At 65.1% G+C, this 26625-nt stretch carries 24 protein-coding genes; 10 read left to right on the top strand and 14 right to left on the bottom strand.

The window, feature by feature from the left end; all coding sequences use genetic code 11:
- Positions 1-2: 2 nt before the first annotated feature.
- Positions 3-1895 carry an NAD(P)-binding protein gene (locus NSE01_RS09010; protein WP_147159259.1) on the bottom strand — a complete coding sequence of 631 codons (1893 nt, stop codon included), beginning with the start codon at positions 1893-1895 and terminating at the stop codon, positions 3-5.
- A gap of 113 nt (positions 1896-2008) precedes the next feature.
- On the opposite strand from NSE01_RS09010, the gene NSE01_RS09005 reads away from it, so the two are divergent.
- The gene (locus tag NSE01_RS09005) at positions 2009-2533 is read left to right on the top strand and encodes a hypothetical protein (RefSeq protein ID WP_147159258.1); all 525 of its coding nucleotides are present in this window, start codon (positions 2009-2011) and stop codon (positions 2531-2533) included.
- Between the two features lie 6 nt (positions 2534-2539).
- Here NSE01_RS09005 and NSE01_RS09000 read toward each other — a convergent pair whose 3' ends face one another.
- The gene (locus NSE01_RS09000) at positions 2540-3634 is read right to left on the bottom strand and encodes an alkaline phosphatase family protein (RefSeq protein ID WP_170233798.1); all 1095 of its coding nucleotides are present in this window, start codon (positions 3632-3634) and stop codon (positions 2540-2542) included.
- A 317-nt stretch (positions 3635-3951) separates the two neighbouring features.
- On the opposite strand from NSE01_RS09000, the gene NSE01_RS08995 reads away from it, so the two are divergent.
- Positions 3952-5355, top strand: a complete 1404-nt coding sequence (locus NSE01_RS08995) for a M20/M25/M40 family metallo-hydrolase (protein ID WP_246135125.1) — start codon at positions 3952-3954, stop codon at positions 5353-5355.
- A gap of 7 nt (positions 5356-5362) precedes the next feature.
- On the opposite strand, the gene NSE01_RS08990 is transcribed toward NSE01_RS08995, so the two are convergent.
- Entirely contained in the window at positions 5363-6370 is a 1008-nt protein-coding gene (locus tag NSE01_RS08990) for an MDR family NADP-dependent oxidoreductase (protein ID WP_147159255.1), read from the bottom strand.
- A gap of 177 nt (positions 6371-6547) precedes the next feature.
- On the opposite strand from NSE01_RS08990, the gene NSE01_RS08985 reads away from it, so the two are divergent.
- A complete protein-coding gene (locus NSE01_RS08985; RefSeq protein ID WP_147159254.1) occupies positions 6548-7348 on the top strand; it encodes a DUF4197 domain-containing protein in 801 nt (266 codons plus the stop codon).
- A 3-nt stretch (positions 7349-7351) separates the two neighbouring features.
- Here NSE01_RS08985 and NSE01_RS08980 read toward each other — a convergent pair whose 3' ends face one another.
- Complete coding sequence (locus NSE01_RS08980; RefSeq protein ID WP_147159253.1) at positions 7352-10054, bottom strand: EAL domain-containing protein; 2703 nt, start codon at positions 10052-10054, stop codon at positions 7352-7354.
- A gap of 159 nt (positions 10055-10213) precedes the next feature.
- On the opposite strand from NSE01_RS08980, the gene NSE01_RS08975 reads away from it, so the two are divergent.
- From NSE01_RS08975 to NSE01_RS08965, 3 genes are all read left to right on the top strand, one after another.
- On the top strand, positions 10214-11020 hold the full coding sequence (locus tag NSE01_RS08975) for an alpha/beta fold hydrolase (RefSeq protein WP_246135124.1): 807 nt from the start codon (positions 10214-10216) through the stop codon (positions 11018-11020).
- 96 nt (positions 11021-11116) lie between these two features.
- Positions 11117-12865, top strand: coding sequence for an N-acyl-D-amino-acid deacylase family protein (locus NSE01_RS08970; RefSeq protein WP_147159252.1), 1749 nt, complete (start codon positions 11117-11119; stop codon positions 12863-12865).
- Between the two features lie 5 nt (positions 12866-12870).
- A complete protein-coding gene (locus NSE01_RS08965; protein ID WP_147159399.1) occupies positions 12871-13878 on the top strand; it encodes a zinc-dependent alcohol dehydrogenase family protein in 1008 nt (335 codons plus the stop codon).
- A gap of 6 nt (positions 13879-13884) precedes the next feature.
- Here NSE01_RS08965 and NSE01_RS21270 read toward each other — a convergent pair whose 3' ends face one another.
- The 6 genes from NSE01_RS21270 to NSE01_RS08940 all read right to left on the bottom strand — a co-directional run bounded on the left by NSE01_RS21270 (position 13885) and on the right by NSE01_RS08940 (position 18715).
- Positions 13885-14040 (bottom strand): hypothetical protein, encoded by a 156-nt coding sequence (locus NSE01_RS21270; protein WP_170233797.1) that lies wholly within the window; start codon positions 14038-14040, stop codon positions 13885-13887.
- Positions 14041-14270: 230 nt separating this feature from the next.
- Positions 14271-15398, bottom strand: coding sequence for a DNA polymerase III subunit beta (gene dnaN, locus NSE01_RS08960; protein WP_147159251.1), 1128 nt, complete (start codon positions 15396-15398; stop codon positions 14271-14273).
- Positions 15399-15612: 214 nt separating this feature from the next.
- Positions 15613-16149 carry a hypothetical protein gene (locus tag NSE01_RS08955; RefSeq protein ID WP_246135123.1) on the bottom strand — a complete coding sequence of 179 codons (537 nt, stop codon included), beginning with the start codon at positions 16147-16149 and terminating at the stop codon, positions 15613-15615.
- A gap of 8 nt (positions 16150-16157) precedes the next feature.
- Complete coding sequence (gene fabG, locus NSE01_RS08950) at positions 16158-16922, bottom strand: 3-oxoacyl-[acyl-carrier-protein] reductase (protein WP_147159250.1); 765 nt, start codon at positions 16920-16922, stop codon at positions 16158-16160.
- Between the two features lie 3 nt (positions 16923-16925).
- Positions 16926-17861, bottom strand: a complete 936-nt coding sequence (fabD, locus tag NSE01_RS08945; RefSeq protein ID WP_147159249.1) for an ACP S-malonyltransferase — start codon at positions 17859-17861, stop codon at positions 16926-16928.
- A gap of 29 nt (positions 17862-17890) precedes the next feature.
- Positions 17891-18715, bottom strand: a complete 825-nt coding sequence (locus NSE01_RS08940) for an LD-carboxypeptidase (protein ID WP_147159248.1) — start codon at positions 18713-18715, stop codon at positions 17891-17893.
- A gap of 68 nt (positions 18716-18783) precedes the next feature.
- Between NSE01_RS08940 and NSE01_RS08935 the strand changes: the two genes are divergently transcribed.
- Positions 18784-20199, top strand: coding sequence for a glutamate ligase domain-containing protein (locus NSE01_RS08935; protein WP_246135122.1), 1416 nt, complete (start codon positions 18784-18786; stop codon positions 20197-20199).
- A gap of 23 nt (positions 20200-20222) precedes the next feature.
- Here NSE01_RS08935 and NSE01_RS08930 read toward each other — a convergent pair whose 3' ends face one another.
- Complete coding sequence (locus NSE01_RS08930; RefSeq protein WP_246135121.1) at positions 20223-20534, bottom strand: winged helix DNA-binding protein; 312 nt, start codon at positions 20532-20534, stop codon at positions 20223-20225.
- A 386-nt stretch (positions 20535-20920) separates the two neighbouring features.
- Here NSE01_RS08930 and NSE01_RS08925 point away from each other — a divergent pair, with 386 nt between their 5' ends.
- Positions 20921-21598 (top strand): prolyl hydroxylase family protein, encoded by a 678-nt coding sequence (locus tag NSE01_RS08925; RefSeq protein WP_147159246.1) that lies wholly within the window; start codon positions 20921-20923, stop codon positions 21596-21598.
- Between the two features lie 19 nt (positions 21599-21617).
- On the opposite strand, the gene NSE01_RS08920 is transcribed toward NSE01_RS08925, so the two are convergent.
- Together NSE01_RS08920 and NSE01_RS08915 are read right to left on the bottom strand one after the other, a co-directional pair.
- Positions 21618-22481: a hypothetical protein gene (locus NSE01_RS08920; RefSeq protein ID WP_147159245.1), complete on the bottom strand. Its 864-nt coding sequence runs from the start codon at positions 22479-22481 to the stop codon at positions 21618-21620.
- A 66-nt stretch (positions 22482-22547) separates the two neighbouring features.
- Positions 22548-24194, bottom strand: coding sequence for a lysine--tRNA ligase (locus tag NSE01_RS08915; RefSeq protein WP_147159244.1), 1647 nt, complete (start codon positions 24192-24194; stop codon positions 22548-22550).
- Between the two features lie 118 nt (positions 24195-24312).
- On the opposite strand from NSE01_RS08915, the gene NSE01_RS08910 reads away from it, so the two are divergent.
- Positions 24313-24987, top strand: a complete 675-nt coding sequence (locus NSE01_RS08910) for a nitroreductase (protein WP_147159243.1) — start codon at positions 24313-24315, stop codon at positions 24985-24987.
- A gap of 46 nt (positions 24988-25033) precedes the next feature.
- Positions 25034-25615, top strand: a complete 582-nt coding sequence (locus NSE01_RS08905; RefSeq protein ID WP_147159242.1) for a hypothetical protein — start codon at positions 25034-25036, stop codon at positions 25613-25615.
- Between the two features lie 69 nt (positions 25616-25684).
- Here the strand turns inward: NSE01_RS08905 and NSE01_RS08900 are convergent, their stop codons facing one another.
- The gene (locus NSE01_RS08900) at positions 25685-26566 is read right to left on the bottom strand and encodes a flagellin N-terminal helical domain-containing protein (protein ID WP_147159241.1); all 882 of its coding nucleotides are present in this window, start codon (positions 26564-26566) and stop codon (positions 25685-25687) included.
- Between the last annotated feature and the right edge of the window lie 59 nt (positions 26567-26625).

Below are 26625 nucleotides of genomic sequence, written 5' to 3'. Positions count from 1 at the left end.
CCTCAGATGAGCCCCCGACTGATGAGGCATTCCTGCACGGCGCGTTCGCCCATGTCGATTGCCGTATTGGTGAAGGCGCTCCCCGCCGCGTCCGCATTGGCGATGGCGATGCGGCCGAAGGTTTGGCGGCCGATCACGTGGGGGCGCAGTTCATCCGGCACTTCGGGATCGCCCAGCGTATCGTAGGTATAGGCATAGCCGTGCGGCCAGCGGTTGACGGTGATCGCGGCGATATCGCGCGCAGCATTGAACCCCGCCCCGCCCAGCATGCGCTGGAGTTGCAGGCGGATTTCGCGCTCGATCGCGGGGTATTCCTCGGCCAGCATCATCGCGCGGCCTAGCCGGTTCTGTTCCTTGCGCGGCAGGCCGGGCTGGTTGGGATTGCGGACCATGTGGATCACTACCGGTTCGTCAGGCGTCAGCGCACTGGCATAGCCGCCGATGTTCATCGGCGTGTCGAGCGAGGCACCGATATGATAGCCGTTGGGCGCGCCGATGGATTTCACGCCGAGCTTGGCCCAGGGGCGCCAGTTCTTCACCAGCACATTGGTATACTGCATCGGCACCTTGGAGGCGTAGTGCAGCGCGTCCTTCTGCGGCTGGGGCAGCTCGGGCACGATGAACGGGATCACCATGTTGAAGCAGGCCATGATGACGTTGGCCCCGGTGACCGACACGCGCTTGCCATCCTTCACATAGACGACGCGCACGGCCTTTTCGGTCTGCCGCGCAGGCTTGCCGATATGTTCGGCGCGGATGACCATGCTTTTCAGGCGGATGCGGGTGGGGTTCGCCGGATTATCCAGCGCGGCATAGCGCGCGGGCGCGAGGACGACGCTTTCCTGGTCGAGCTTGTCTGACGGGAACGCGCCGGGGATGAGGCGGCTGACAAGGAGCCGCGCGACGGTGGCGTTGCCGTCCGGCCAGTGGAAATGCTGCGCTTCCGCGGTGATCTGCTCGGGCAGGTCCATGCCCGCGAAGCCCGGCATCCGCCCGCCGAGCGCGGCTTCCCACGCGGGGAGCGTATCGACGCGCTTGTTGTTGCGGAAGTAGTGGCCGAGGAAGAACGGAAGGCTTTCCGGCAGCATCTTCGCGTGCTTGAGGAGGTAATCCTGATAGCTGATGTGGCGCAGGTATTCGGCGCGGGCCTCCGGCGTCAGGTTCGGCAGGTAGTTGACCTTCTCGGTGAAGATACGGGTCAGGTCCCCGCGGACCGCGCCGGTCAGCGGTGCTTCTGCGAAGAACTGCGGCCATGGCTTTGCGCCTGTGCCGGTGACGAGCTTGTCGGCAAGGAAGTGCTCCTTGTCGAAGAAGGTGGCCGAGCCGAGGCCATCGTAGGCCTTGGTTTCGTAGCGGTGATAGCTGGTGAGATCGACGCCAAGCTCCGCTAGCAGCTTCTTCGAGGTGAAGCTGTAGGGGAACGGCGATTCAATGCTCATCGTGCCGCCGTAGGCAAGGATGGTGCGGCCTTCGTAGTGGAACTCGTTGCGCTTGGCGTGGCCGCCGAAATCATCGTGGTTGTCGAGAATGAGGATTTTGCGGTCGTCGCCCAGCGCCTGCCGGTAGAAGTACGCGGCGGCGAGGCCGGAAATGCCGCCGCCGACGATGACGAGGTCGTAGTGCTCGCCGCTGTCTTCCGCCTGAAGTGCGCCGGTAAAGTCTCCGTCGCGCGCCATGTGGGCAGCTTCGAACGAGCCGGGATACTGGCCGCGCAGGCCGGTGAGCAGCGGCGGATAATCGCTGCCCGCAGCAGAGGCGGCAGCTGAAGTTGGCGCAGCCTGCGCCAGCGCCTTGGGCGCTGCGGCCATCGCGGCCCCTGCCGCAACGCCGCCGATGAAATCACGCCGGGCGATCGGCAAATGGAGCCCGAGTTCCTTGTCCGTCCATTCCGCCATCGCTTGCCCCCTTGTTCTGCGCGCCGCTCCGCCATGATTTGTAATCGCAATGCGGCCTTGCGCAATCGCCGAAATTGCGGCCTCATCGCGGAGACTTCGACAGGAGACCGCCGATGCACCGCCTGCTGCTTGCCGCCGCCTTGATCGCCCTTGCCGCGCCCGCCGCTGCCCAGACGGCGCCCAACCCGGCAGAGACCTGCAAGAACGATCCCAAGTTCCGCGAGCTGGATTTCACCGTGGGGAGCTGGGATGTCTACACCGGCAGCACGAAGACCGACGAAGTGACGATGACGCTGATCCTCAACGATTGCGCCATCGAGGAACACTGGAAGAAGACCGACGGCCATCCGACCGGCAACGGCATCGGCCTGTTCAACTATTCGCGGCTGCTGGGATCGTGGGGCTATAGCTGGGCGACCGATGACGGCGCGGCAACGGTGTTTCGCGGCAATCTCGCGAAGCCGGGCGAGATGCTCTACGTGACCGAGAAGCCGCTTCCCGGCGGGAAGGTACGGCTGCGGCATTGGACGCTGAGCCAGATGCCAGACGGCACGATCCGCGAGCTGGCGACAGGGACAGAGGACGGCGGCAAGACCTGGACGACGGACTATGATCTGAAGTGGGTGCGGCGGAAGTAGGCCTGCTCAGCGGCCGGTGAAGAACGGCAGCGGGGCAGCTGCCCCCGCATCGAAGGCCTTCCAGTCCTCTCCCAGCGCGGTGAGTGCGCTGGCTGCGACCTGGCCTTGCGTGAAGCAGGCGCTACCGACTGGAGCGGCGTGCGCGCCGGGGCCAATCGCAGCGAGCCAGATCTCGTCCGAGCCCTTGAAGCCCTCCGGATCGGCAATTGTGTAATCGGGCGAGTTGAGCTTCCACGCCGCCGCGCTGCCGTGTTCTTTCCAGTACGCACCGGGCTTGGCGCCCCGCCCGTGATCGGTGGTGACGATCAGCGTGGTCCGCCCGCGCCAGGCCGGATCGGCCTGCGCCATGCGCCAAAGCTCGGCGATGAAATCATCATCGCGGTTCATCGAGGCGAGATACTGCGCGTAATTGCCCTCGTGTCCGAACGTATCGGTATCGCCGAGGGCGACATAAAGCACGCGCAGCCCGTTCGCGCTGCGCAGCGCCTGCTGGGCAAGGCGCATGGTGCGGGTTTCGGTGGGGCGTGCGCCGGGGCTCTCCGCGTTGACCGGGACGCCGCTGCGCTGTTCGTTGATGATGTAGGGGAACACGTCCCACGTCGCGTAGACGCGGACCTTCCCGGCAAAACCCGGGCGGTGGTTCAGCCATTCGAGGAAGGTGACGTTGCGGTTCCAGATCTTGTCATTGGTGGTGATCGCCGGATCGGGGCGGCCGGTGAGCATCTCGTTGTAGCCGGGGTAGGAAAACCACATCGGATTGGTCAGCCGCATGCAATCGCCCGCATCGCGATTGCCATAGAGCACGCCGCCCTGCGCGGGCAGGCTGTGGAGGAAGGGCATGACCGCAGGGCCACTGCCCCACGCCTGCTCGATCGTCTGCTGCCTATCGGGGTCGGTGAACTTCGGCTCTGCCACCAGCGCCTTGTCCGGCCCGCGGAAAACTTCCTGCCAGCGCGTGCCGTCCATGGTGACGAGGATCAGCCGCTGTCCATCGGCGGGCGCTTCTGCGCGGGCAAAGGCAGGCGACAGCAGCACAATCGTTAACGCCAGAATGATTCGGCGCACCGGTGATCCCCGCTGATCCTTAACCAGTTCAATCATGCCGCCTCCCGCTTGCCGAAAGCCGCTCCGCCCCGATGGCATTCGTGCGACTGCTTCCTAACCTAGCCCGAGCGGCATGGCGAAAACAGCGCAATTCCCTGCCTTCGGAAAGGAATTCTTGCCCAGGCCGGCTTGTTCCAGAGAGGAGGCGGTGGCGAGCGAAGTCAATGTTTCGGCTGAAAAAACTGCCCAAAGGTGAACGTTCACTCGCTTGACCTGCATCAAGGTCAATCCATTATTGTCCATTATGGTTGGGAATAAGGGTTAACACTTAAGCCGACGGAGAAGCGACAATGAGGGGGACAGCAATTTGCTCGGTGGCACTAGCCGTCGCGATGGCTCTGGGGACACCGGCAGCGCTGGCCGGACAGACGCCGAGACCGGATGGCGCCGAGCTGGCATTCCGCGACCTCTACCGCGACATGGTCGAAACCGATACGTCGGCAGCGACGGGGGATTGCAACGCGCTGGTCCTGAAGATTGCCGAGCGCTTTCGCAATGCGGGCTTTGCCGAAAACCAGATCACGCTGTTCCGCGACGAGGCCTATCAACTCGACGGCGGTATCGTCGTTTTGATGGCGGGCAATTCGGCCAAGGCGAAGCCGATGCTGCTGCTGGGCCATCTCGATGTTGCCAATGCCAATCCGCGGCACTGGAAACGTGATCCTTTCAAACTCGTCGAGAGGGACGGCTCCTTCTTCGGCCGCGGGACGGCCGACATGAAGGCGCTCGATGCGATCTGGGTCGATACTTTGCTGCGCTTCAAGGCTGAAGGCTTGAAGCCAAAGCGCACGATCAAGCTGGCGCTGACCTGCGGGCAAGAATTGTCCGCACGGGCCAATGGCACGGAATGGCTGGCACGGCACCGTCCCGAATTGCTGGAAGCAGAGTTTGCCCTCGGCGAAGGCGGCGGCGGTCTGACCGATGGGCACGGCAAAGTGGTGACCCAATCGATCGCCATCGGCGAAATGACGATGGCGAACTTCGATGTCGAAACCTTCAGCGCGGGCGGCCCGAGCGCGATCCCGAACTACGACAACGCCATCTCGAAGATGATCGACGCGCTGCAGAAAGTGCGTGCCTACAGGTTCCCGCTGCACCTGAACGTCACGACGCGCCGCTATTTTGCGCAGGCGGGTGTGGCACGCGGCGATGCCATGGGTGCGGCCATGGTCCGCATCGCGGCCGATCCCAAGGACAGCGCGGCCGAGGCGATTGTTTCTTCCGACCCCACCTACGATCCCATGCTGCGGACAACCTGCCTCACCACCCTAATACAAGGTGGCTATATCGTCACCGCGATCCCCCAGACCGCCAAGGCAACCATCAACTGCTACATCGTGCCGGGCGAGACTGCCGAGGAAACCCGCGATGCTCTCTATAGTGCCATCGGCGATCCGAAGGTCATCATGTCGCGGGTTGGCCGCGCCGCGCCTCCGCCGTTGCCGCCGGTCCACGATCCGCGCGTCCTGCGTCCGGCCGAGAAACTTGTCGCAAGCTACTATCCGGGCGTGCAACTGGTGCCCGCAATCAGCCTGATTGCAACGGATGCAGCCTATCTCGCCCCGCTCGGCATTCCGGCCTTCGGCGTGCCGGGGCTCTACGCGGACCCCGATGGCAACGAGGTCCACGGCCATAACGAGCACCTTCAGGTGCAGTCACTCATGACCGCGCGGGGATTCCTCCACGATCTGGTGAAGGTCTACGCCATGCAGGAGTGAGCCGGGCTTAAGGCCGCACCAGCAGATTGCCGGTGTGGCCGCCCGCGAAGAGCAGCAACAGCGCCTCTGCGAAGTTGTCGATGCCTTCCACGGCGTGCTCGGGCAGATCGAGTTTGCCTTCCTGCATCAGCCCGGCAATCTCGGCCTTCGCTTCGGGGAAGCGCGCGGCGTAGTGGGTCACGACGAAGCCCTTCATCATCGCATTGCGCTCGGCAAGCTTGAGGTAGTTCTTCGGCCCGCGCACGTTGCCAAGGTCCGAATATTGCGAGATCGCACCGCAGATCGCGATGCGGGCATCGGCCGGGGCAAGGTTCGCGAGCGCGACGTCGAGGATCTCGCCGCCGACGTTGTCGAAGAACACGTCGATCCCGGCCGGGGCCGCAGCCGCGACTTCGGCGGCAAGATCGGCATTCTTGTAGTCGATGGCGATGTCCGCACCGAGCTTTTCGGTGAGGTACTGGCACTTGGCAGGCCCACCGGCGATGCCGATCACGCGGCTGCCACGCGCCTTGGCGAGCATGACGACCATCGAACCGACCGCGCCGGCAGCGCCCGATACGAGCACCGTATCCTGCGCCTTGACCTCAGCCACTGCGACGAGACCGGCCCATGCGGTGAGACCCGTGGTGAGACCGAGCGGACCGACATAGTCTGCCGGCTTGAGGCTGTTCGAAAGATCGAGCTTGGTCAGGCTTGCGGCCGGAACCAGCGCATGGGTCTGCGCCGCTAGCATCCCGTAAACCCAGTCTCCCACGGCGAGCGCGGGATCGGCGCTTTCGACCACTTGCCCCACGCCGAGCGCGCGGATCGTGGTGCCAAGCCCCGCCGTCTCATGGAAGCTGCCGGGGGTCAGCGTGGTGCGGATCCACGCGTCCATCGAGAGCGTATCGACCTTCACCACCGCGTGCCCGGCAGGCACCTCGGCAATCTCGCTTTCCTCGATGCCGAAGTCCTCGAGTAGCGGGAGCCCTTCGCGGTATTGCCGGAGGAAAACGCGGCGATTGGTATGGGGCATGGGAACGCTCCGCTGCAGGGGCCTGACGACAGGGAGCTAGGTGTCTCCACCGAGTGGTGCCATTGCCATTTTGACTAGCGCGGCGCCGCGCCGCCCCTCCCCTTGGTGCAGGCATGCCCCTTGCCGGAGCCGGCGCGGCAGCGCAGACTGACCGAAACGTAACGAGGGGACGAGATCATGCGCGCACGGACATTGTGGCTGGCCGCCGGAGCAGCAGCGCTTGCCGCCACCACCGCCGCCGCGCAATCGGCGCAGGATGCGGGCGCTATTCTCGGCACGATCCTTGGGCGCGGCACCACTGCTGGCAGCACCACGAGCGCGGACACACCTACCAGCACGACCGCAGGCACGACCACAACTCCGCTGCCCGGTGTCACCAGTACCGAGGCCTCCAGCGGGCTCAAGCTGGCGCTCGGCAAGGCGGCGGAGCGGGTGGTCGCGCAGCTCGGCCGGCCGGGCGGGTTTGCCGATGATCCGCGCGTGCGCATCGGCCTGCCCGGGCCGCTCGGGCGTCTCAACGGGCTCTTTTCAACGCTCGACCGCGCCGGGGTGGGCGGCGGGCTTTCAGGCAAGCTCAACGCCGCAGCGGAAGGCGCGGTGGGCAAGGCGCTTCCGCTGCTCAAGACCGCGATCACCCGCATGACGGTGACCGACGCGCTGGGAATCGTGACCGGGGGCGATACCTCCGCGACCGACTATTTCCGCCGGACGATGGGGCCTGATCTGCAGCAGGCGATGACGCCGGTTGTCTCGAAGTCGCTCTCGGGCGTGAAGGCGTTTCAGGCGCTGGACAATTTCACCGCGAAGAACAGCATGATTGCCGGCCAGTTCGGTGCGCGCGACCTGACCGGCTATGTCACTCAGAAGGCCAGCGACGGGGTGTTCCTCTACCTCGGCGAGCAGGAACGCGAGATCCGGCGCAATCCGCTGGGGACCGGGAGCAAGCTGATCGGCAAGATCTTCGGGAAAAGCTGGTAGCGTTCAACCCACCTTGCGCTGGTTCGCCTGCGGATCGGGGGGCGGCAGGGTCGACTTGATCGCCACCGCAGCGATGCGGCCATCCTCGTCAAGCCGCAGCGGCTGGGAGAATTCGACGCCCATGCGATCTTCGCTGGCCCAGCGGCAGGTGGCGGTGACGGTGTGACCATCCGAAAGCTGGATGCGGAAGATCGTGCCGGGCGGGACGTTCCAGAGCCCTTCGACCAGCGCGCCGGTGAGTGACATGTTGCGCACCGTGCCGTTGTAGCGATGCCCACCGTGATCGAGCACGACGCGGCGCAGCATGGCCTGCCGCGCGGCGCGGGCCGAGCGCGGGCCGCGGGCAATCGCCATGAGGCCGGTGGCGAGGCGCGTCTGCGTGGCCGGGGCCGAAAGCGGGCGTTCGTAGATATAGCCCTGCACATGGCTGCAGCCGAGCATGCGCACGAGATCGAGTTCGTCGAGCGTTTCGACGCCTTCCGCGGTCGTTTCCATGCCGAGCGCTTCGGCAAGGCTGACGATCGAGGCGATGATCGCGCCGTTGCGGCTGCCCGGCTGCGTCGCGCCGCGCACGAACGACTGGTCGATCTTGATCTTGTCGAACGGCGCGCGCTTCAGATAGCCGAGCGAGGAATAGCCGGTGCCGAAATCATCGAGCGCGAGGCGCACGCCAATGCCCTTGAGCGCGCGGAACATCGCCTCGGTCCCCGTATCGTCACCCAGGAACACGCTTTCAGTGATCTCGAGCTCGAGCCGGTCGGGCATGACACCCGCCGAAGCAAGCGCGCTGGTAACCATCGATGGGAGCGCCGGATTGGCAAACTGAAGCGGCGAGACGTTGACCGCGACGCGCACATCATCCGGCCACTGGGCAAGATCCTGGCAAGCGGTTCGCAGCGCCCATTCGCCGATCGAGACGATGAGGCCGGCGTCTTCGGCAATGGGCACGAACTTGGCGGGCGAGATGAAGCCGTGCTGCGGGTGGTTCCAGCGCAGCAGCGCCTCGAACCCGGTGATCCGCTCGGTCGCGGTTTGCACGACGGGCTGGTAATAGAGCTCGAGATTGCCCTGGGTGATCGCGTCGCGCAGGTCTTCCTCGAGCTGGCGGCGTTCCTCGGCATCGCTGTGAAGATCGGCGGCGTAGAAGTGGAAGCGGCCGCGCCCGGCGTCCTTGGCAGCATAGAGCGCAAGATCGGCGTTGCGAATCAGCGCTTCGCTGGTGACGCCGTCGTCGGGCGCGAGCGCGATGCCGAGCGAAGCGCCGATCATCACGCGGCTGCCGTCGATCGAATAGGCCTGCGAAAGCTGCTCGATGATGCGTTCGGCAAGGTGGGCAAGCTGCTCGCGCATGATCTTGCCGGCAAGGATGACCTGGAATTCGTCGCCGCCGAGACGCCCGACGCGGCCGACGGTGCCGATGACCCGCTCCAGCCGCTGCGCCACCTGCTTGAGCAACGCGTCGCCCGCCGGGTGGCCGAGCGTATCGTTGACCTGCTTGAAGCGGTCGAGATCGAGCAGGAACACGGCGCAGGCGCGGTTCTGCTCGTTGGGCGCGGTGAGGATCTTCTCCAGCGTCTGCGACATCTGGAAGCGATTGGAGAGACCGGTCAGCGAATCGAAGTGCGCAAGGCGCGAGGCGTGCTCCTGCGAGCGGCGCTTTTCAGTGAGATCGGTGCCCGAGCCGCGGAAACCCTGGAAGTTGTTGAAGGCGTCGTACGTCGGGCGGCCAGTGACCGACCACCAGCGTTCTTCATCATATACTGCCGCGCGCACCGCGAGTTCGGTGAAGCTGGAGCGGGCCGAGAGGTGGAACGCAAGCGTGCGCTCGCCCTCGCCCGATTGTTCGGACAGGTTGAACAGTTCGGCGAAGGGGCGACCGATGAACTCCTCCACCTTGCGGCCAAGAACTTGGGCCACGGGGCGCGAGATGTAGGTGATGAGGCCGCGCCGGTCGGTCTCCCAGAACCAGCCCTGCCCGGTTTCCTCGTAATCGGCGAGGATCTCCTCGGCGCGGGTCTGGATGCGGACGCCTTCCTCCACCGCAAGGCGCACCTTCAGGTCGATTTCGCGCTGGCGAAGGTAGGCCGCCACTGCGATCACCCCACCGATCGCGAGCGAGAGAATGCCGCCAGCAAAATGCGTGACCCAGGTGACGCCGGACCACATCGCGACTTCGGCGGTGAGCATACCGGCGAGACGGCCCGATTCGGTGACGGTGGCGAGCAGTGAGATGGTGACCAGCAAGGCCAGCGCCTGAACCCACGGCACCACGCCGCTATCGGCCCACATCCCGATCGCGAAACCATAGATAAACAGCGGAATGCCGATCGAGGCGCCCATCAGCGCCATGCGCACGGAGGTCGGGTGATCGCGGCTTTCCTCGTAGGTCGAGGTGAAGCGGGCGACGAACAGCAACGCAGAGGCCAGCAGCGCGAGGAGCGGCGCGATGATCGGGCGCACCGAGAAGTTCGCCAGCGCGAGGCCGGCCACGCCGAGCACCATCGGCAAAGCCATGTGCGGCCATTCGCGCGCGATCAGACCGCGGCCCGGCCCGGTGCCGAACAGGAACGCCGCGCCGGCGACATCGGCCCGGCTGACCGGCGCCGTCGGCACGCGATCGCGGCGTCGCTGCGTACGCGCGAAATCGCGCGCGGCGCGCGTCGGCTCCGCCTGCGTTGCGGCTTGGTCCCCGGTCAATTCACTCATCAATCGTCAATTGCGCTTAACTGCTTTGAGAAACCGTTAAACGAGCCCCCATTCCGGACCTTTTTTCCTCAGATTTCCCTAGGTTTGCTTTTGCTCGCCACGCCCCGGTGCTAGGGGCTGCGCCAAGCCGTTGTTTTACCTTGGACCTAAGGATTCCGCGTGGCCACGACCGCCAGTTTTTCGATGATCGGCGTTGCCGGACGCCGCCTGAGGGTGGGCCAATGGCCCGTTACGGGTGATGCCAAGGCACCTGCTCCACGCCCGCTGGTGATCCTGAGCGGCATCGGCATGAACATGGAAATGCTGGAACCGCTGGCCAGCCGCCTGCCGGACCGGCGGATCATCAGCTTCGATATGCCGGGCATCGGCCAGTCGCCCGATCCGATCTTCCCCTACACGATCCCGCACATGGCACTGACACTGGCCGCGCTGCTCGACAGGATGCGGATCGATGTGGTCGATCTCCTCGGCATCAGTTGGGGCGGTGCAGTTGTGCAGCAGTTCGCGTTCCAGCACCGCGCGCGCACCGGCAAGATGGTGCTCGCAGCGACATCGGCGGGCGGCACGATGATCCCCGGCAACACCTCAATGCTCAGCCAGATGCTTGATCCGATGGAGTATACGGTCGAGAAGGCGCTGCGCCGCAATCTGGCGATGTTCTACAACGGCGGGGGTGCGGACCGCGTTTCGCTCAATGCCGCCACGGCGCCCTCCCCGCTCGGCTGGAGCTGCCAGCTGGCGGCCTTTGCAGGCTGGAGCAGCGCCGCCTTCCTGCCGCTGCTAGGGATGCCGGTGATGGTGATGGGCGATGCGGACGACCAGTTGGTGCCGCCCGCAAACGCTCATTTCCTCCACAACGCCATTCCCGGCAGCAAGCTGGAGATGACCGAGGGCGGCGGGCACCTGTTCATGCTGGCGCAGCCCGACGCCTTTATCGGGAAGCTGACCGGGTTCCTCGATTCCTGAGCGTTGACCGCAAGGCGATCCTCTGACTTAATCGCCCAGTTAAACGCGATGGCGACCATCAATGAGTCGGCCGCGCGGGGATAGAGGAGCCGAGAGATGCCGACCTATGATTTGATCGTGCGGGGGGGAACCATCGTCGATGGCACCGGCCGTCCGCGCTTCACGGGCGATGTTGCCGTGCGGGACGGACTGATTGCGGCGGTCGGCAAGGTAACGGGAACGGCCAAGCGCGAGATCGACGCGGCCGGCAAGGTCGTCGCGCCTGGCTGGGTCGACATTCACACGCACTATGACGGGCAGGCGACCTGGGATCAGGAAATGGCCCCAAGCTCGTGGCACGGCGTGACCACGGTTGTCATGGGCAACTGCGGCGTGGGCTTCGCGCCCGCCGCGCCGGACCGGCACGAGTGGCTGATCGGGCTGATGGAAGGCGTCGAGGACATTCCGGGCACCGCGCTCGCCGAAGGGCTCAAGTGGGATTGGGAAAGCTTCCCAGAATACCTCGACGCGCTGGACCGCCTGCCGCGCAGTGTCGATGTCGCAACCCACGTGCCGCACGGCGCAGTGCGCGCCTACGTGCTGGGCGACCGCGAGAAGCCGGGCGCTGTGCCGACCGACGAAGATATCGAGAAAATGGCGCAGATCGTCGAGGACGGCGTGCGCGCAGGTGCGCTCGGCTTCTCGAGCAGCCGCACGATCATCCACAAGTCGATCGACGGCGAAGTGGTGCCGGGCACCACCGCGACCGCGGACGAACTGATCCGCATCGGCCGCGCGATGGGCCGCGTGGGCCACGGCGTGTTCGAGATCGCCAGCGACCTGAAGCGCGAGTGGGACGAGTTCGGCTGGATGGGCGCGCTGAGCCGCGAGACGGGCCTGCCGGTGACGTTCGCGGCGCTGCAATCCATCGCCAAGGAACTGCCGCTTTCGGAGCAGATCGCGGAAATGGACCGCCAGAATGCGGCTGGCGCCAACATCGTCGCGCAGATCGCGCTGCGCGGGAACGGCATCGTGATGAACTGGCGCGGGACGGTGCATCCGTTCCTGTTCCGCCCTTCGTGGGCGGCGATTGCGGCAATGCCGTGGGAAGACCAGCTCGCGCACCTCGCCGACCCGGTGTTCAAGAACATCCTGCTTTCGGAAAGCAACGTCTATCCCGATACGGACATCGTCCACCTCTACCGCGTGATTGGCGAAGGCTGGACAGGGCAGTTCGAAATGGACGGCGATTTCGATTACGAACCGCAGGCTGATGCGAGCATCGCCGCGCGGGCGGCAGCGGCCGGGGTTTCGCCGGAAAGCTATGCCTATGATCTGATGCTGGCCGATGGCGGCACCGGTTTCATCTACCTGCCGATCCTGAACTACGCCGATGGCAACCTCGATTTCCTCGAGGAACTACAATCGCGCGATGACTGCGTGAACTCGCTTTCGGACGGCGGCGCGCATTGCGGGACGATCTGCGATGCGGCCTCGCCCACCTTCATGCTCCAGCACTGGGTGCGGGACCGGAAGCGCGGCGGGCGTCTCAGCCTTGAGCAGGCGGTGAAGCGGCAGTGCCATGATACCGCGCGGCTCTATGGTATGAACGACCGCGGGGTGATCGCACCGGGCGCACTCGCCGATCTCAACGTGATCGACATGGAGGCGCTGAAGCTGGGCAAGCCCTGGCTGGCGTTCGATCTGCCGGCAGGCGGCAAGCGTCTGCTGCAGAAGGCGGAAGGCTATCTCTACACGATCAAATCGGGCGAAGTGACCTTCGAGAACGGCACCTGGACCGGCGCAGTGCCCGGCGTGCTGGTGCGCGGCCCGCAACAGGCCGAAATGCTGGAGGCAGCAGAATAATGAGCATTTCCGCGATCCGCATCGGCGCCCCGGCGACGCTCGACACTCTGCACCTCGATCACCTGCCGGACGTGGGCGATCCCGGCCCCGGCGAGATCCGCGTGCGGCTGCGCGCCTCCTCGCTCAATTTCCATGACTTCGCGGTGGTGACGGGCATGCTGCCCGGTGCCGCCGGGCGCATTCCGATGTCGGACGGCGCGGGCGAAGTCGTGGCAGTGGGCGATGGCGTGACGGCCTATGCGCCGGGCGACCTCGTTGTCTCGACGTTCTTCACCAACTGGGATGACGGCGTGCCGCCCGCGACTGCCTTCACGACAGTGCCGGGCGACGGCATCGACGGCTATGCGCGCGAGGAAATCGTCGCCCCGGCAAACTGGTTCACGCGGGTGCCCAAGGGCTATTCGGCGGCGGAGGCAGCAACGCTGACCTGCGCGGGTCTTACCGCATGGCGCGCGCTGTTCGCGGACGGTTCGGTCAAGCCCGGCTCGACCGTGCTGGTGCAGGGAACGGGCGGCGTTTCGGTCTTCGCGCTGCAGTTCGCCAAGGCGGCAGGTGCGCGGGTGATCGCGACGAGTTCATCCGATGCCAAGCTGGAACGCATGCGCTCGCTCGGGGCGGACGAGCTCATCAATTACAAGGAAGTGCCGGACTGGGGCGTCAAGGCGCTGGAACTGACCGGCGGCGCGGGGGTTGACTGCGTGGTCGAGATCGGCGGCGCCGGAACGCTCGACCAATCGATGACAGCGGCGCGCGTGGGCGGCCATGTCGCGCTCATCGGCGTGCTGGCGGGCTTTGCCGGGCCGGTGCAGACGGCGATGCTGATGTTCAAGAACCTGCGCGTCCAAGGGCTGACAGTGGGCAGCCGGGCCATGCAGCTCGACATGATTGCGGGCATCGAAGCCAACGGCATCCGCCCGGTGATCGACAGCCACTTCCCGCTGGCGGATCTGGCCGGAGCCTTCCGCCATCAGGCGAGCAACACCCACTTCGGCAAGATCGTCGTCGATATCTGAATGCGCTCAGGCAGCGTGGCGCGTCGGCACCACGCTGCCCTGACCTGCCCCTTGCAGCGCGAACCGGCCAACGGGGGCCTTGCCCACGTCCGGGAAGCGCGCCTTGTCGTCAGAGCCGATCGAAAAGAAGGCGAGTTTTCCTGCGATGTCGCGGCTGTCCATCGTCGTGATCCATCCGTTTTGTATCCGGATCGGATACATCAGAAGCAGTTCGCAAGATGAAGGGGACTGCTCTGTGTCACTGCCTCGCAGGTGACAAACAATCCGCACCCGCAGCGGACCGGTAAGCCCCGAAATTCCAGCATTCCAGCGTTGCGCCCGCCCGCGAGGCATCCATGCCGATGAGGGCAGGAACCCATGCGGGAGGCCCAAGGAGCCCCCCGCAGCCGGGATCAGACGCGCATCGGCATCAGGACATAGAGCGCGGCGGACTTGTCGTCCTTGCGGATCAAAGTCGGCGCGCCGGCATCGGCGAGGTGCAGTTCGACCATATCGCCGTCGATCTGGCTGAGGATGTCCTTCAGGTAATTGGCGTTGAAGCCGATCTCGAAGCCCGCAGCGCGGTATTCGGCGGCGATTTCTTCGGCCGCGGTGCCGTTTTCCGGGCTGGTGACCGAGAGCGTGACCTTGTCGTTCTCGAGCGCCATCTTGACCGCGCGGGTCTTCTCGGTGGCGATGGTGGCAACGCGGTCCACGCCTTCGAAGAAGCTGCGCGGATCGAGGCGGAGCAGCTTGTCGTTCCCGGTGGGAATGACGCGGCTGTAGTCCGGGAAGGTGCCGTCAATCAGCTTGCTGGTGAGCACGACGCCGTGTTCGCCGCCGAGCGTGAAGCGCACCTTGCTGGCGGAGAGATCGACGAGGACGGCGGTATCGAGCACGTCTTCGAGCAGCTTGCGCAGTTCGCCCACGCATTTGCGCGGGACGATCACGTCCGGCATGCCCTCGGCGCCATCGGGCCGGGCAATGGTATAGCGCGCGAGGCGGTGGCCGTCCGTCGCCGCTGCCTTGAGGACCGGCTGGGCTTCATCCGCCACGTGCAGGAAGATGCCGTTGAGGTAGTAGCGCGTTTCCTCGGTCGAAATCGCGAAGCGGGTGCGGTCGATCAGTTCGGCGAGAAGGCGAGCGGGGATCTCGAAGCTCGTCGGCAGATCGCCTTCGACGATCACCGGGAAATCATCGCGCGGCAGCGTGGGCAGCTGGAAGCGGCTGCGCCCGGCCTTGACGACCATGCGCCCTTCCGAAGCATCGAGGCTGACCTGGCTGCCATCGGGCAGCTTGCGCGCGATGTCGAACAGGAGGTGCGCCGAAACGGTGATGGCGCCGGGGCGCTCCACTTCGCGCGCGGGCATCGTCTCAATGATCTGGAGATCAAGGTCGGTTGCCATCACGCGCACCGAGCTATCGGGCGAAGCCTCGATCAGCACGTTCGAGAGGATCGGAATGGTGTTGCGGCGCTCCACCACCGATTGCACGTGGGACAGGCAGCGTAGCAAGGTCGCGCGTTCGATCGTGGCCTTCATTCTCGTCTCGTGTCCCCTACCCGGGCCGGTCCGCATGAAGGACCGTCAGGGCCGTCTAGCTGGCATCCCAGCGCGGACGGAATCGCCCGGCGAGATGGGTTGTTGCTGGACTATCTTCCTTAGCGAGCGCCCCAGCGCGGGCAAGCGCCAGCCGCCTCCGCAGCGGCGAAGCTGTGCATAAATGCAGCGAAAACGGCGGGTTTGCCCGTGCGGCTCAATCGAGGGCGCGAAGCGCGTCGAACATCTGCGCGGTGGCGGCGATCCACGCGGTGATGAGGCCCCAGCCGACCGGGGTCACCTTGGCTGGATCGTGCCCCGCTTCGGTGAGCGCGGTAGAGACGCGGCGGAGGTCTCCCTGCGTAACCTGCGTCGCCGGATTGTTGGCATTGCCAGGTCCGATATCGAGCGCCTTGTCGATCAGATCGGACGGAATCCCCTCGCGCTTCAGGCGCCCGTCGAGTCCGTCGCGCGCCATGCGGCCGAGCGCGTAGCCGAAGTAGGCTTCGCGCTCCTTGTCGTTCAGGAACTGATCGGCGGCACAGCGATCAACGAGGGTGTGCAGCGTATCGAGCGCGGGCTTGCTGCGTGTCTCGTCGAGCGTGAGCATGCCTTCGGCGAGCTGTGCATCAAGGCCTTCGGGCGCGGCGATCACCGCGCAGGCAAGCGCCTGGGGTGCCCGCGCCTCGGCCGAGAACGGCACGGCAGAGAGCGGTATGGCGGCAAGCGCCAGCAGGAGCAGCGCGCGCCGCATGGGCCTGCTCAGGACAGCATCGCCATGCCGCCGTTCACGTGCAGCGTCTGCCCGGTAACGTAGCCGGCATCGCGGCTGGCGAGATAGGCCACGGCCGCGCCGATATCCCCGCCCTCGCCCATGCGGCCCATCGGGATACGCGCGTTGAGCGCGTCCTTCTGGGCGTCGGGCAGCACGTCGGTCATCGCGGTGCGGATGAAGCCGGGGGCGACGCAGTTCACGGTGATGCCGCGCGTGGCAAGTTCCTGCGCGAGGCTCTTCGACATGCCGACAAGGCCGGCCTTTGCGGCGGCATAGTTGACCTGCCCCGGATTGCCGGTGGCGCCGACAACGCTGGTCACCGTGATGATGCGGCCAAAGCGCGCCTTCATCATCGGCTTGGAGGCGGCGCGCATCAGGCGGAAGGCGGCCTCAAGATTGACCTTGATGACGGCGTCCCATTCCTCGTCCTTCATCCGCATCGCGAGGTTGTCACGCGTGATGCCGGCGTTGTTGACGAGGATATCGATCTTGCCGAGCGTGTCGATCGCGGCGGGGACGAGATGCTCGACCTGCTCGGTGTTCGAGAGATCGCAGGTGATCTCGACGTGATCGTGACCGTACGTGTCGTTAAGCTCCTCACGGAACGCGCGCAGCTTCGCCGGATTGGTGCCCGAAAGCGCGAGGCGCGCGCCCTGCCTGGCGAGGGCATGGGAGATGGCGGAACCGATCCCGCCGGCAGCGCCGGTGACGAGGGCGGTCATGCCGGTCAGATCGAAGAGGCGGTGTTCCATGGCTTAGAGCTCCTTCGCGAAGGCTTCGATATCGGCCATGCCGACCACGCTGGCAACTGCAACGTCTGCCACGGAGCGGCCGATCATCGGGCCGACGACCTTGCCGCCGAGTTCGGCGAAATGCGTGACGCCTGCAGCACCCAGCGCAATCATGCTTTCGCGCCAGCGCACGCGGCCCGTGACCTGCTCGACGAGGAGGCGGCGGACTTCGGCGGGATCGGTTACCGGCGCGGCGGTGACGTTGGCCATCAGGGTGACGCGCAGCGCCCCCGGGGGCGTGCGCTCAAGCGCCTCGGCCATCGCATCGGCGGCGGGCTGCATCAGCGGGCAGTGGAATGGGGCGGAGACGGGGAGCGCGATGCCGCGCTTGATGCCGTGATCCTTCACTTGCGCGATGGCGCGCTCGATCGCGGCCTTGTGACCAGAAAGGACGACTTGCCCCGGATCGTTATCGTTGGCGACGGTGCAGACTTCACCTTCCGCAGCAGCGGCAGCGAGCGCGGTGGCCTTTTCGATATCGGCGCCAAGCAGCGCGCACATTGCGCCGACGCCGACCGGCACGGCGGCCTGCATCGCGGAGCCGCGCAGGCGCAGCAGGCGCGCGGTGTCGGCAAGGCTGAACGCGCCCGCAGCGCAAAGCGCGGTATATTCGCCGAGGCTGTGGCCCGCGACGAACTGGGCTTTGTCGGCCAGCACGAGGCCGCATTCCTTTTCCAGCACGCGCAGCACGGCGATGGCGTTGGCCATGATCGCAGGCTGGGCATTGGCGGTGAGCGTCAGTTCGTTTTCCGGTCCTTCGGTCATCAACGCGAAGAGCTTCTGGCCCAGCGCGTCATCGACTTCCTCGAATACCTCGCGCGCGGCAGCACTGGTGGCGGCGAGTTCTGCGCCCATGCCCAGCTTCTGGCTGCCCTGCCCCGGAAAAACGAATGCCCGCATCAACACACTCCTGCTGTGAAGGAGCGCGCCTAGTGATTCGCGGGGGGTCCCTCAAGCCCGAATGCGACAATCTTGTTATCAACATCGTGCCCGATATCGGCGCGGCCAAGGTATGGAATGCCCGCGCGGGCGCACCAATCGCGGGCGATGGCTTCCTCGTCCGCACCGAAGTCGACATCGTTTTCGGGGACGTCACCCACCCGGCCAAGGCGCAGGCCTGCCGCGCCGCGCAGGTGCGCAGTGAGGTGAAAGAACAGCCTGTCGACCGCGTAGAGGTGCTCGGAAACTTCCTCTACCATCACGACATGGCCGGCGAGATCGGGCATCAGGGGCGTGCCGCAGAGCATTGCCAGCGTGGTGAGATTGAAGGCGGCGCGGGGGCGTCCGTCTTGCGCGCTCTCCTCTCCGGAGCGGTCTCCTGTGAGCCAGCGCAGCGTGCGCAGCACCGCCGCAACACCACCTTCGCGGCGGATATCGCCGGGCATGGGGGCATGGACGGGACGGCCGATCCCGGCGCGATAGAGCGCGGCGAGAAGGTAGCCGGTATCGGAATAGCCGAGGAAAACCTTGCTGCGCGCTGCCTCGTCGAACCGGGCGATGGCGGCCTCTGCAATGCGGTTGGAGCCATAGCCGCCGCGCGCAAACCAGACCGCATCGCAGGCCGGATCATTCGCGCACTCGGTCAGCGCGGCCAGACGCTGGGCGTCGGGGCCGGCGAAATGACCTTCTTCCAGAAAGCACTGCGGGTGAAACACCAGTTCGATGCCCGGCACTTGCGCGGCGAGCGCCGTGACTGCCGCCGCATCGGCAGGCGTGATCGGGCGAGCGGGCGCGCAGATGGCGATACGGGGCATGAGCCTTCCTAACCCGGTTGCGCTGCGCCGCAAGGGCGCATACCGCACGCAGCATGAGCACGGACGGCATGGCAGACCTCACCGCACATCCCTGGTTCTTCTGCGGCATCGGCGGATCGGGGATGCTGCCGCTGGCCCTGATCCTCAAGGGCAAGGGCGCGCGCATTGCCGGATCGGACCGCAGCCGCGATCAGGGGCGCACGCCGGAAAAGTTTGCCTGGCTGGAAAGCCTGGGGTTTGAACTGCACCCGCAGGATGGCAGCGGAATTACCTCGGCCGAGCAGATTCTTGTCGCTTCGGCGGCGGTGGAGGACACGGTGCCCGAAATGGTGCGTGCCGCCGAACTGGGCTGCCGCAGGATGCGCCGGGCGGAACTGCTTTCCACGCTGTTCAACGCCGCACCGCTGGGCATCGCCGTGGGCGGAACCAGCGGCAAATCGACCGTGACGGGGATGCTCGGGTGGATCCTCACCGCCTGCGGGCGCGATCCGACGATCATGAACGGCGCGGTGATGAAGAACTTCGCGGGGCCTGACGCGCCCTTTGCCAGCGCGCGGGTCGGCGGCGTGGATGCTCCGTTCGTATCCGAAGTCGACGAAAGCGACGGTTCGATCGCGGCCTATCGGCCCGGCATCGCGGTGCTCAACAACGTGAGCCTCGATCACAAGAGCCTCGAGGAACTGCGCAGCCTGTTCGGCGATTTTATCGCGCGGGCGGGAACGGCGGTGGTCAATCTCGATGACGCGGAGAGCGCCGCACTGACCAGCCGCGCGTTAGGCGGTGCGCTCACTTTCGGCATAGGGCCGAGCCGCGCGGACATCGGCGTGGTGGACGGCAGCGTGGACGAATCGCCGCTGGGGATTACCGCCACGGTCGAACTGCGCCGAACCGGCGAGCGCCATGTGCTGGAGTTGAAGGTGCCGGGGCGGCACAATCTCTCCAACGCACTGGCAGCGCTTGCCGCCGCCCATGCCGCGGAAGTACCGCTGGCCGATGCGGTGCGGGCGCTCGGCGATTACGCGGGGCTTGCCCGGCGCTTCGATGTGGTAGGAACCAGCCCTGGCGGGGTGACGGTGATCGACGACTTCGGCCACAATCCGGAGAAGGTCGCGGCAACCCTCGCGACGCTGAAGGCGCATCCAGGCCGCGTGATCGCGTTCTTCCAGCCGCACGGCTATGGTCCGCTGCGGCAGATGGGCGGCGAACTCGCCGAAGTGCTGGCCACGCGCCTCAATGGCGATGATCGCACGATCCTGTGCGACCCGGTCTACTTTGGCGGAACGGTCGATCGTTCGGTGGGCAGCGAGCGCATCGTCGAACTGATCCGTGAGCACGGCGGCATGGCCGAGCATATCCCGGCGCGCGCCGATTGCGGCGCGCGGATCGCTGAGCTTGCCTTGCCCGGAGACAGGATCCTCATCATGGGCGCGCGCGACGATACGCTGTCCGCGTTCGCCCGTGATCTATTGGCCCGCCTGCCCTGAAACGAGGGCACCGCGCGATAGGTTCAACCGATTGAACCGATGGCATCAAGCAAGGATGTCGTCAGCCGCAAGCCCTTCGCCGTCAAGCTTACGTAGCGGCGGCGGGCATCTTCCTGATCCGCCACGCGCACAATCAGCCCTTCGCGCTCAAGCCGCGCAATCCAGCGCAGCACGGTGGTGGAAGGCAGGCCTGCACCGGCGCAGACGCTGGATACCTGCAACGCCGTGCGGGTCTTGCGGGCAATGAACAGGTCGAGAAGGATATCCCAGCCCGGCTCTCCGAAGAGGCCCTTGATCGGGCTCGCCGTATCGCGGCGGCGGCGCGCTTCATACAACAGTTTGCGATGCGGAGAGTTTCCGCATCCAAATCGACATGACCGTCCAAAGCCAACTCCTCGCTTTCCAAGGATACGTTCGCCGCCAACCTCCTTCGCCCCGCCGCTGGGTATCCGGAAATCTGGCCCTGACTGGTTTCAACGGTCAGTTCTTGTCGTTGCGCGACCCTTGGGGATTCTAATGATCGATGAAGTCTCGATCCTGCGATATATGTAACCATGTTGCGCAATATTGGTAAGCCTGCCGTTAAGAAATATAGTCCGAATCGGTTTTAACTTTAGTTATTCTCCATAACTCAATGACGACAGGATGCTGATACATAACAAGGACCGGGCCCTGCCACCTGCCACTTGGCAGAGCGCCCCGCCTGCGGCATGACCGCTCCATGATCGGATTTCGCCGCTCCCGACCCGATGCGAAGGACGCTCCCGCACACGCCAGAGTGGGCGAACGGGTGCGCGCGAGGCTCGATGCCGATCCCAGTGTCTACCGCCTGCCGGTCGATGCGATCGAGATTTATGGCGTCGCTGACTTCTTCACCGCCGAAGAATGCGCGCGGCTGATCGGCATGGTCGATGCGGTGGCACGGCCCTCACCGACATATCACAACAATGCCGACAGCGGACGGACGAGCTATAGCGGCGACGTCGATCCGGACGATCCGTTCATCCGGATGCTGGAGCGGCGAATCGACGACCTGCTCGGCATCGAGCACGCGCACGGCGAAGTGATCCAGGGCCAGCGCTATGAACCCGGCCAGCAGTTTCGCGCGCACTTCGATTACTTCGATACTTCGGCAAGCTACTGGCCGACCGAGGAGGGGCGCGGCGGGCAGCGGACGTGGACGGCGATGGGCTACCTCTCGGCGGTGGAGGCAGGCGGCGCCACCGAATTTCCCAAGGTGCCGATCTCGGTCCCCCCCCAGAAGGGCGCGCTGCTGGTGTGGAACAACATGGCGCGCGACGGGAAGCCCAACCCGCTGACCCTTCACGCCGGCCGGCCGGTGGAGCAGGGGGTGAAGTATATCGTGACGAAGTGGTACCGCGCCCGGCCGTGGTATTAGGCGGGCGCGGTACCCGCTGTCATTTCTTGACCACCGGCGTGATTTCCAGTGCGCCCGGTTCGACAATGTTGACGCCCGAAAACACGATCATCCCGCCGCGGAATTCGACCAGATTGTAGTCCTTGTAGCGCCCCAGATCGAAGCCCCGCCACTTCAGGGGCTTGCCGACGAAGGGCAGCATGCCGTTGGTGGCGATCTTGGCTTCGTCGTTGCGCGGGAAGGGCTGCGAGCGGTCGAGCAGCATCACGTTGACTGCGGTATCGAGTTCGGACGTGAGCAGTTCCTTGAGGGCGGCGCCATCGTTTGCGGTCAGGCTCGCCAGTGGCAGCGCCTTTCCTTCGCAGCAGAAATACTTGATCGTCTTGCCGGAATCGCCAGCAGTCGCGACCTTGGTCTTGAGCACGATGTAAGGGCGGACATCCTCGGTCTTCTTGACGAACGTGAGGACGACATAGGGCGTAACCGTCATCGTGCTACCGCCCGGCTGGGGCGTGAAGGTGAAGGCGTTCTTGAACTCGTCACCCGCCAGGATCGTATTGGTCATGTCGATCGCCTTGGCCCGGACGTCGAAACGCAGGTCATCCTCGACATTGCGGACCTTGGTCGTGCCGGCCTCGGCATTGACCGAACTCTGCACCAGCAGGCCGACCACGCCGAACAGCATGCCAATGCCGCCACCGCCCTGATAGCCCGAGACGACGACATTGCTGTCAGGGATGCGGTGAACGCCCATCGGCAGATCGCTCATCCCGTTCGCCCCCTTTTCGGAGAAAACGATGGCGGTCGGCCCTGCGGGAGCTGTGCTGGCGGGCGCCTCAGGAGCCGCCGTTTGCGCTGACGCTGGCGCGCTCGCCAGCAATGCGAGAATCGCAAGATACTTCATCAAAGGTGTCCCCCCCAAAAAACGCTGACTCGAGCGGCCGCCCCCGGCCTTTGCTCGACCGCGAAATCAATCGTCTGCTGGCAATTCCACGCCGTTCAACGCCTCCGCGATCAGGCGGCGCGTCCCCTCGATGCCGTAGAGCGCAATGAAGCTGCCCATGCGCGGGCCCTGGCTGGAGCCCAGCAAGGTTTCGTAGAGCGCCTTGAACCAATCGCGCAGCGCACCGATGCCGTAGTGCGGATCCTTGCCGATCTCGTAGACGAGGGTCTGGAGATCCTCGGCGGTGGCGCTGTCGTCCGTAGCGGCGAGTTCGGCATCGAGCGCGGCGAGCGCGGCGGCTTCGTTGCGTTCGGGCTTGCGGCGCTTCAGCGTCGGAGCGACGAAATCGCGGTTGTAGGCGAGCGCCGAGGTGACGAGCGTGTCCAAGGCCGGGTGCGCGGCGGGATCGGCGTTTTCGACATAGTTGCCAAGGTACGACCAGACCTGCGCCCGCGTTGCCTGCGCGCCGAGCACGCCGACGAGGTTGAGCAGGAGGCCGTACGTGACGGGCAGCGTGTCCCCTGCCCCGCCCTGATCGCCGTTGGCGCGCAGGAGGTGCCAGACCGGATTGCCGAGCTGCTGTTCGATCGGCTGGCTGGGCAGTTTTTCGCGGAACTGCCAGTATTCATCGACCGCGCGGGGAATGATCCCGGCGTGGAGCGACTTGGCGCTCTTGGGCTCGCGGAACAGGTAGAAGCCGAGGCTTTCCTCGCTGCCGTATTCCAGCCACTGCTCGATGGTCAGGCCGTTGCCCTTGGACTTCGAAATCTTCTCGCCGTTCTCATCGAGGAACAGTTCGTAGATCAGCCCTTCCGGGCGCTTGCCGCCGAGGACCTGCGTGATGCGGGCGGACTGGGTGACGCTGTCGGTCAGGTCCTTGCCGCACATCTCGTAATCGACCCCGAGCGCGCACCAGCGCATTGCCCAATCGACCTTCCACTGCAGCTTGGACTTGCCGCCGAGGATCGACTGCACGACCATTTCGCCCTGATCCTCGAAGCGCACGAGGCCGGCCTCGGCATCAACGACTTCGACCGGCACTTGCAGCACTTCGCCGTTCTTCTCGCTGATCGGGAGGACCGGCGAATAGGTGCGGCGGCGTTCTTCGCGCAGGGTTGGGAGCATGATGTCCAAGATCGCATCATACTTACGCAGCACGTTCTTCAGCGCTTCATCGAAGGCGCCGGAGTTGTAGCGGTCGCTCGCGGACACAAATTCGTACTCGAAACCGAAGCGGTCGAGGAAATCGCACAGCATCGCGTTGTTGTGGTGCGCGAAGCTTTCATGCGTGCCGAAGGGATCGGGAATGCGGGTCAGCGGATGGCCAAGCTTTTCGGCAAGCACCTGCTTGTTGGGCACGTTGTCCGGCACCTTGCGCAACCCGTCCATGTCATCCGAGAAGGCGACGAGGCGTGTGGGATGGCCGCCTGTGAGGGTTTCATAGGCGCGGCGGACGAGCGTGGTGCGCAGCACTTCCTGAAACGTGCCGATATGCGGCAGGCCCGAGGGGCCGTAGCCAGTTTCGAACAGCACGGGGACGAGATTGCCGTCCGCATCGCGCTTGCCGCCGGGAAAGCGTTTGACCAGCTTGCGCGCTTCCTCGAACGGCCAGGCCTTGGAGGTCTGGCTGGCGGTGAAGATATCCTGCGGCGCGGCGGTTTCAGCGTTTTCCATAGCGCCGTCCCTTTTGCGGATGGCCTCCCAAAGCGCAAGGGAAAGCAGCGCAAGGAAAAGCTTGTGCGGCGGGCCGCCGGGTCGCTACCGAATAGCCAAAGACGATTTGGGAGACAGTATGGAATACGATGAGGTCATGCTCGGACGGCGCAGCATCCGGGGCTACAAGCCCGACCCGGTGCCGCAGAAGCTGATCGAGGAAATCCTGGCCATCGCGATGCGTGCGCCGACTTCGATGAACACGCAGCCGTGGAATTTCTACGTGATTACCGGCGAGCCGCTGCAGCGCATCCGGCAGGGCAACACCGAGCGCATTCTGGCCGGCGAGCCGGATTCGCGCGAGTTCCGCAAAGGCCAGCCCTTTGCGGGCGTGCACCGCGAACGGCAGATCGGCGTGGCCAAGCAGCTGTTTTCGGCGATGGGCATCGCGCGCGATGATGCGGCGATGCGGCAGGACTGGGTGCTGCGCGGTTTCCGCCAGTTCGACGCGCCGGTCTGCGTGATCGTGACCTATGACAAGGTTCTGGAAGGCAGCGACGATACCCCGTTCGATTGCGGCGGCGTGGTCAATGCGCTGGTCAACGCGGCATGGTCGCGCGGGCTCGGCACCGTCATCAACAGCCAGGGCATCATGCAGAGCCCGGTGGTGCGCGAACATGCCGGGATCGCTGACGATCAGGTCATCATGAAGAGCATCGCGCTGGGCTGGCCGGACGAGAGCTTCCCGGCGAACGCAGTGGTTTCGGAACGCAAGTCAGTGGCGGAAGCAGCGACCTTCGTCGGCTTCGAGTAAGCGTAACGCAGCAATAACCGCTGCGTGTCATTATCAAGGTATGATGATGACACCGCAGCCCTCGCAAGATCTCGATTCGATCCTGCGCCGCGAATTGTTGACCGGGGAGCGCCTGTTGTGGAGCGGCAGGCCTCAACCCGGCAAGCTGAAGGCGGCCTTCGCCATCTGGTTGTTCGCAGTGCCATGGACAGCCTTCGCGCTGTTTTGGGAGGCGATGGCGTTCCTGCCGTGGATGGCGAGCACGCATACTCCAGCTGGCATCCAGTGGAGCTTCGGAATCATCTTTCCGCTGTTCGGCCTGCCGTTCATCGGTGTCGGCCTTTCGATGCTGTGGATGCCCTTCAAGGCGCAGCGCAAGGCCGCGCAGACGATCTATGGCCTCACCGACCGGCGGCTGCTGCGGGTTTCCGCCACGGGCAAGCGCGAGAGCGCGAGTGTCATGATCGATCAGATGGGGCCGATCGATGTCAGCGCCGACGCCGATGGGTGCGGCACCTTGCGCGTCCAGACAGGCACCAGCCGCGACAGCGACGGGGACCGCGTGACCGAGCGCTTTGAAGTGCTCGCCGTGCCCGGTGTAACGCGGCTGGAAACCTTGCTGCTGGAACAGCGGAGCCGGGCGGGCTGAGGTCAACAGGCGCACCCCCAGCCCCTCCCTCCTTCGACAAGCTCAGGATGAGCGGGAGGGGAGCGAAGCTTACTTGAGCAGCGAGAGGACGTTCTGCTGGGCCTGGTTGGCCTGGGCAATCATCGCGGTCGAGGCCTGGCTCAGGATCTGCGCCTTGGCCATCATCGTAGTTTCGGCCGAGTAATCGGTATCGAGGATGCGGCTGCGTGCATCAGAGAGGTTCGTCACGTTGTCGGTGAGGTTGTTGATCACCGATTCGAGGCGGTTCTGGCCCGATCCGAACTCGGCACGCGCGACGTTGATTGCAGTGAGCGAGGCATCGACGTTGTCGATCGTGGTGCCGGCCTTCGTCGCCGAGCTGACATCGATCGCCTGCGGGTTTGTCGTCGAATCGTAGGTGGTGTTGGTGCCGCCAAACAGCTTGGTGCCATTGATCGCCTTGCTGCGGAGGTCCACCGTATCGGTGGTGTTGCTGCCGGTCTGGATCGAGAAAGTCGCATCGTCCGAACCGTCAGCAGCCGGCGCCGCACCGATCACGGTGAACAGATTGGTGCCGTTGAACGTGGTCTTTTCCAGCACTTCGCTGATTTGCGCGGTGAGGTTGGCGACTTCGGACTGCATCGAGGTGCGGTCGGTGTCGGTATAAGTCTCCGACTTCGCCTGGATCGCCAGTTCACGGATGCGTTGCAGCATCGCGGTAACTTCGTTGAGCGCGCCGTCAGCGGTCTGCGCAAAGCTGATACCGTCGTTGGCGTTACGGATCCCCTGCCCCATGCCCCTGATCTGCGATGTCATGGTCGTGGTGATCGCAAGGCCGGCGGCGTCGTCCTTGGCGCCGTTGATGCGCTTGCCGGTCGAAAGGCGCTCCATCGCGACACCCGACATCTTGGATGCCATGTTGGAAGCGTTGGAAGCGCGGATCGCGCTGATATTGGTATTGATGACTGCCATGATGCCCATTCTCCACTATGGGATGAGGCGCGGTGGCCCCCGTTCATGTCCCGCAAGGC

It is taken from the genome of Novosphingobium sediminis, from assembly GCF_007991615.1.
GTDB lineage: Bacteria > Pseudomonadota > Alphaproteobacteria > Sphingomonadales > Sphingomonadaceae > Novosphingobium > Novosphingobium sediminis.
The sequence above is the reverse complement of the archived record's forward strand: the minus strand, read 5'-3'. Positions and strand labels throughout refer to the sequence as shown.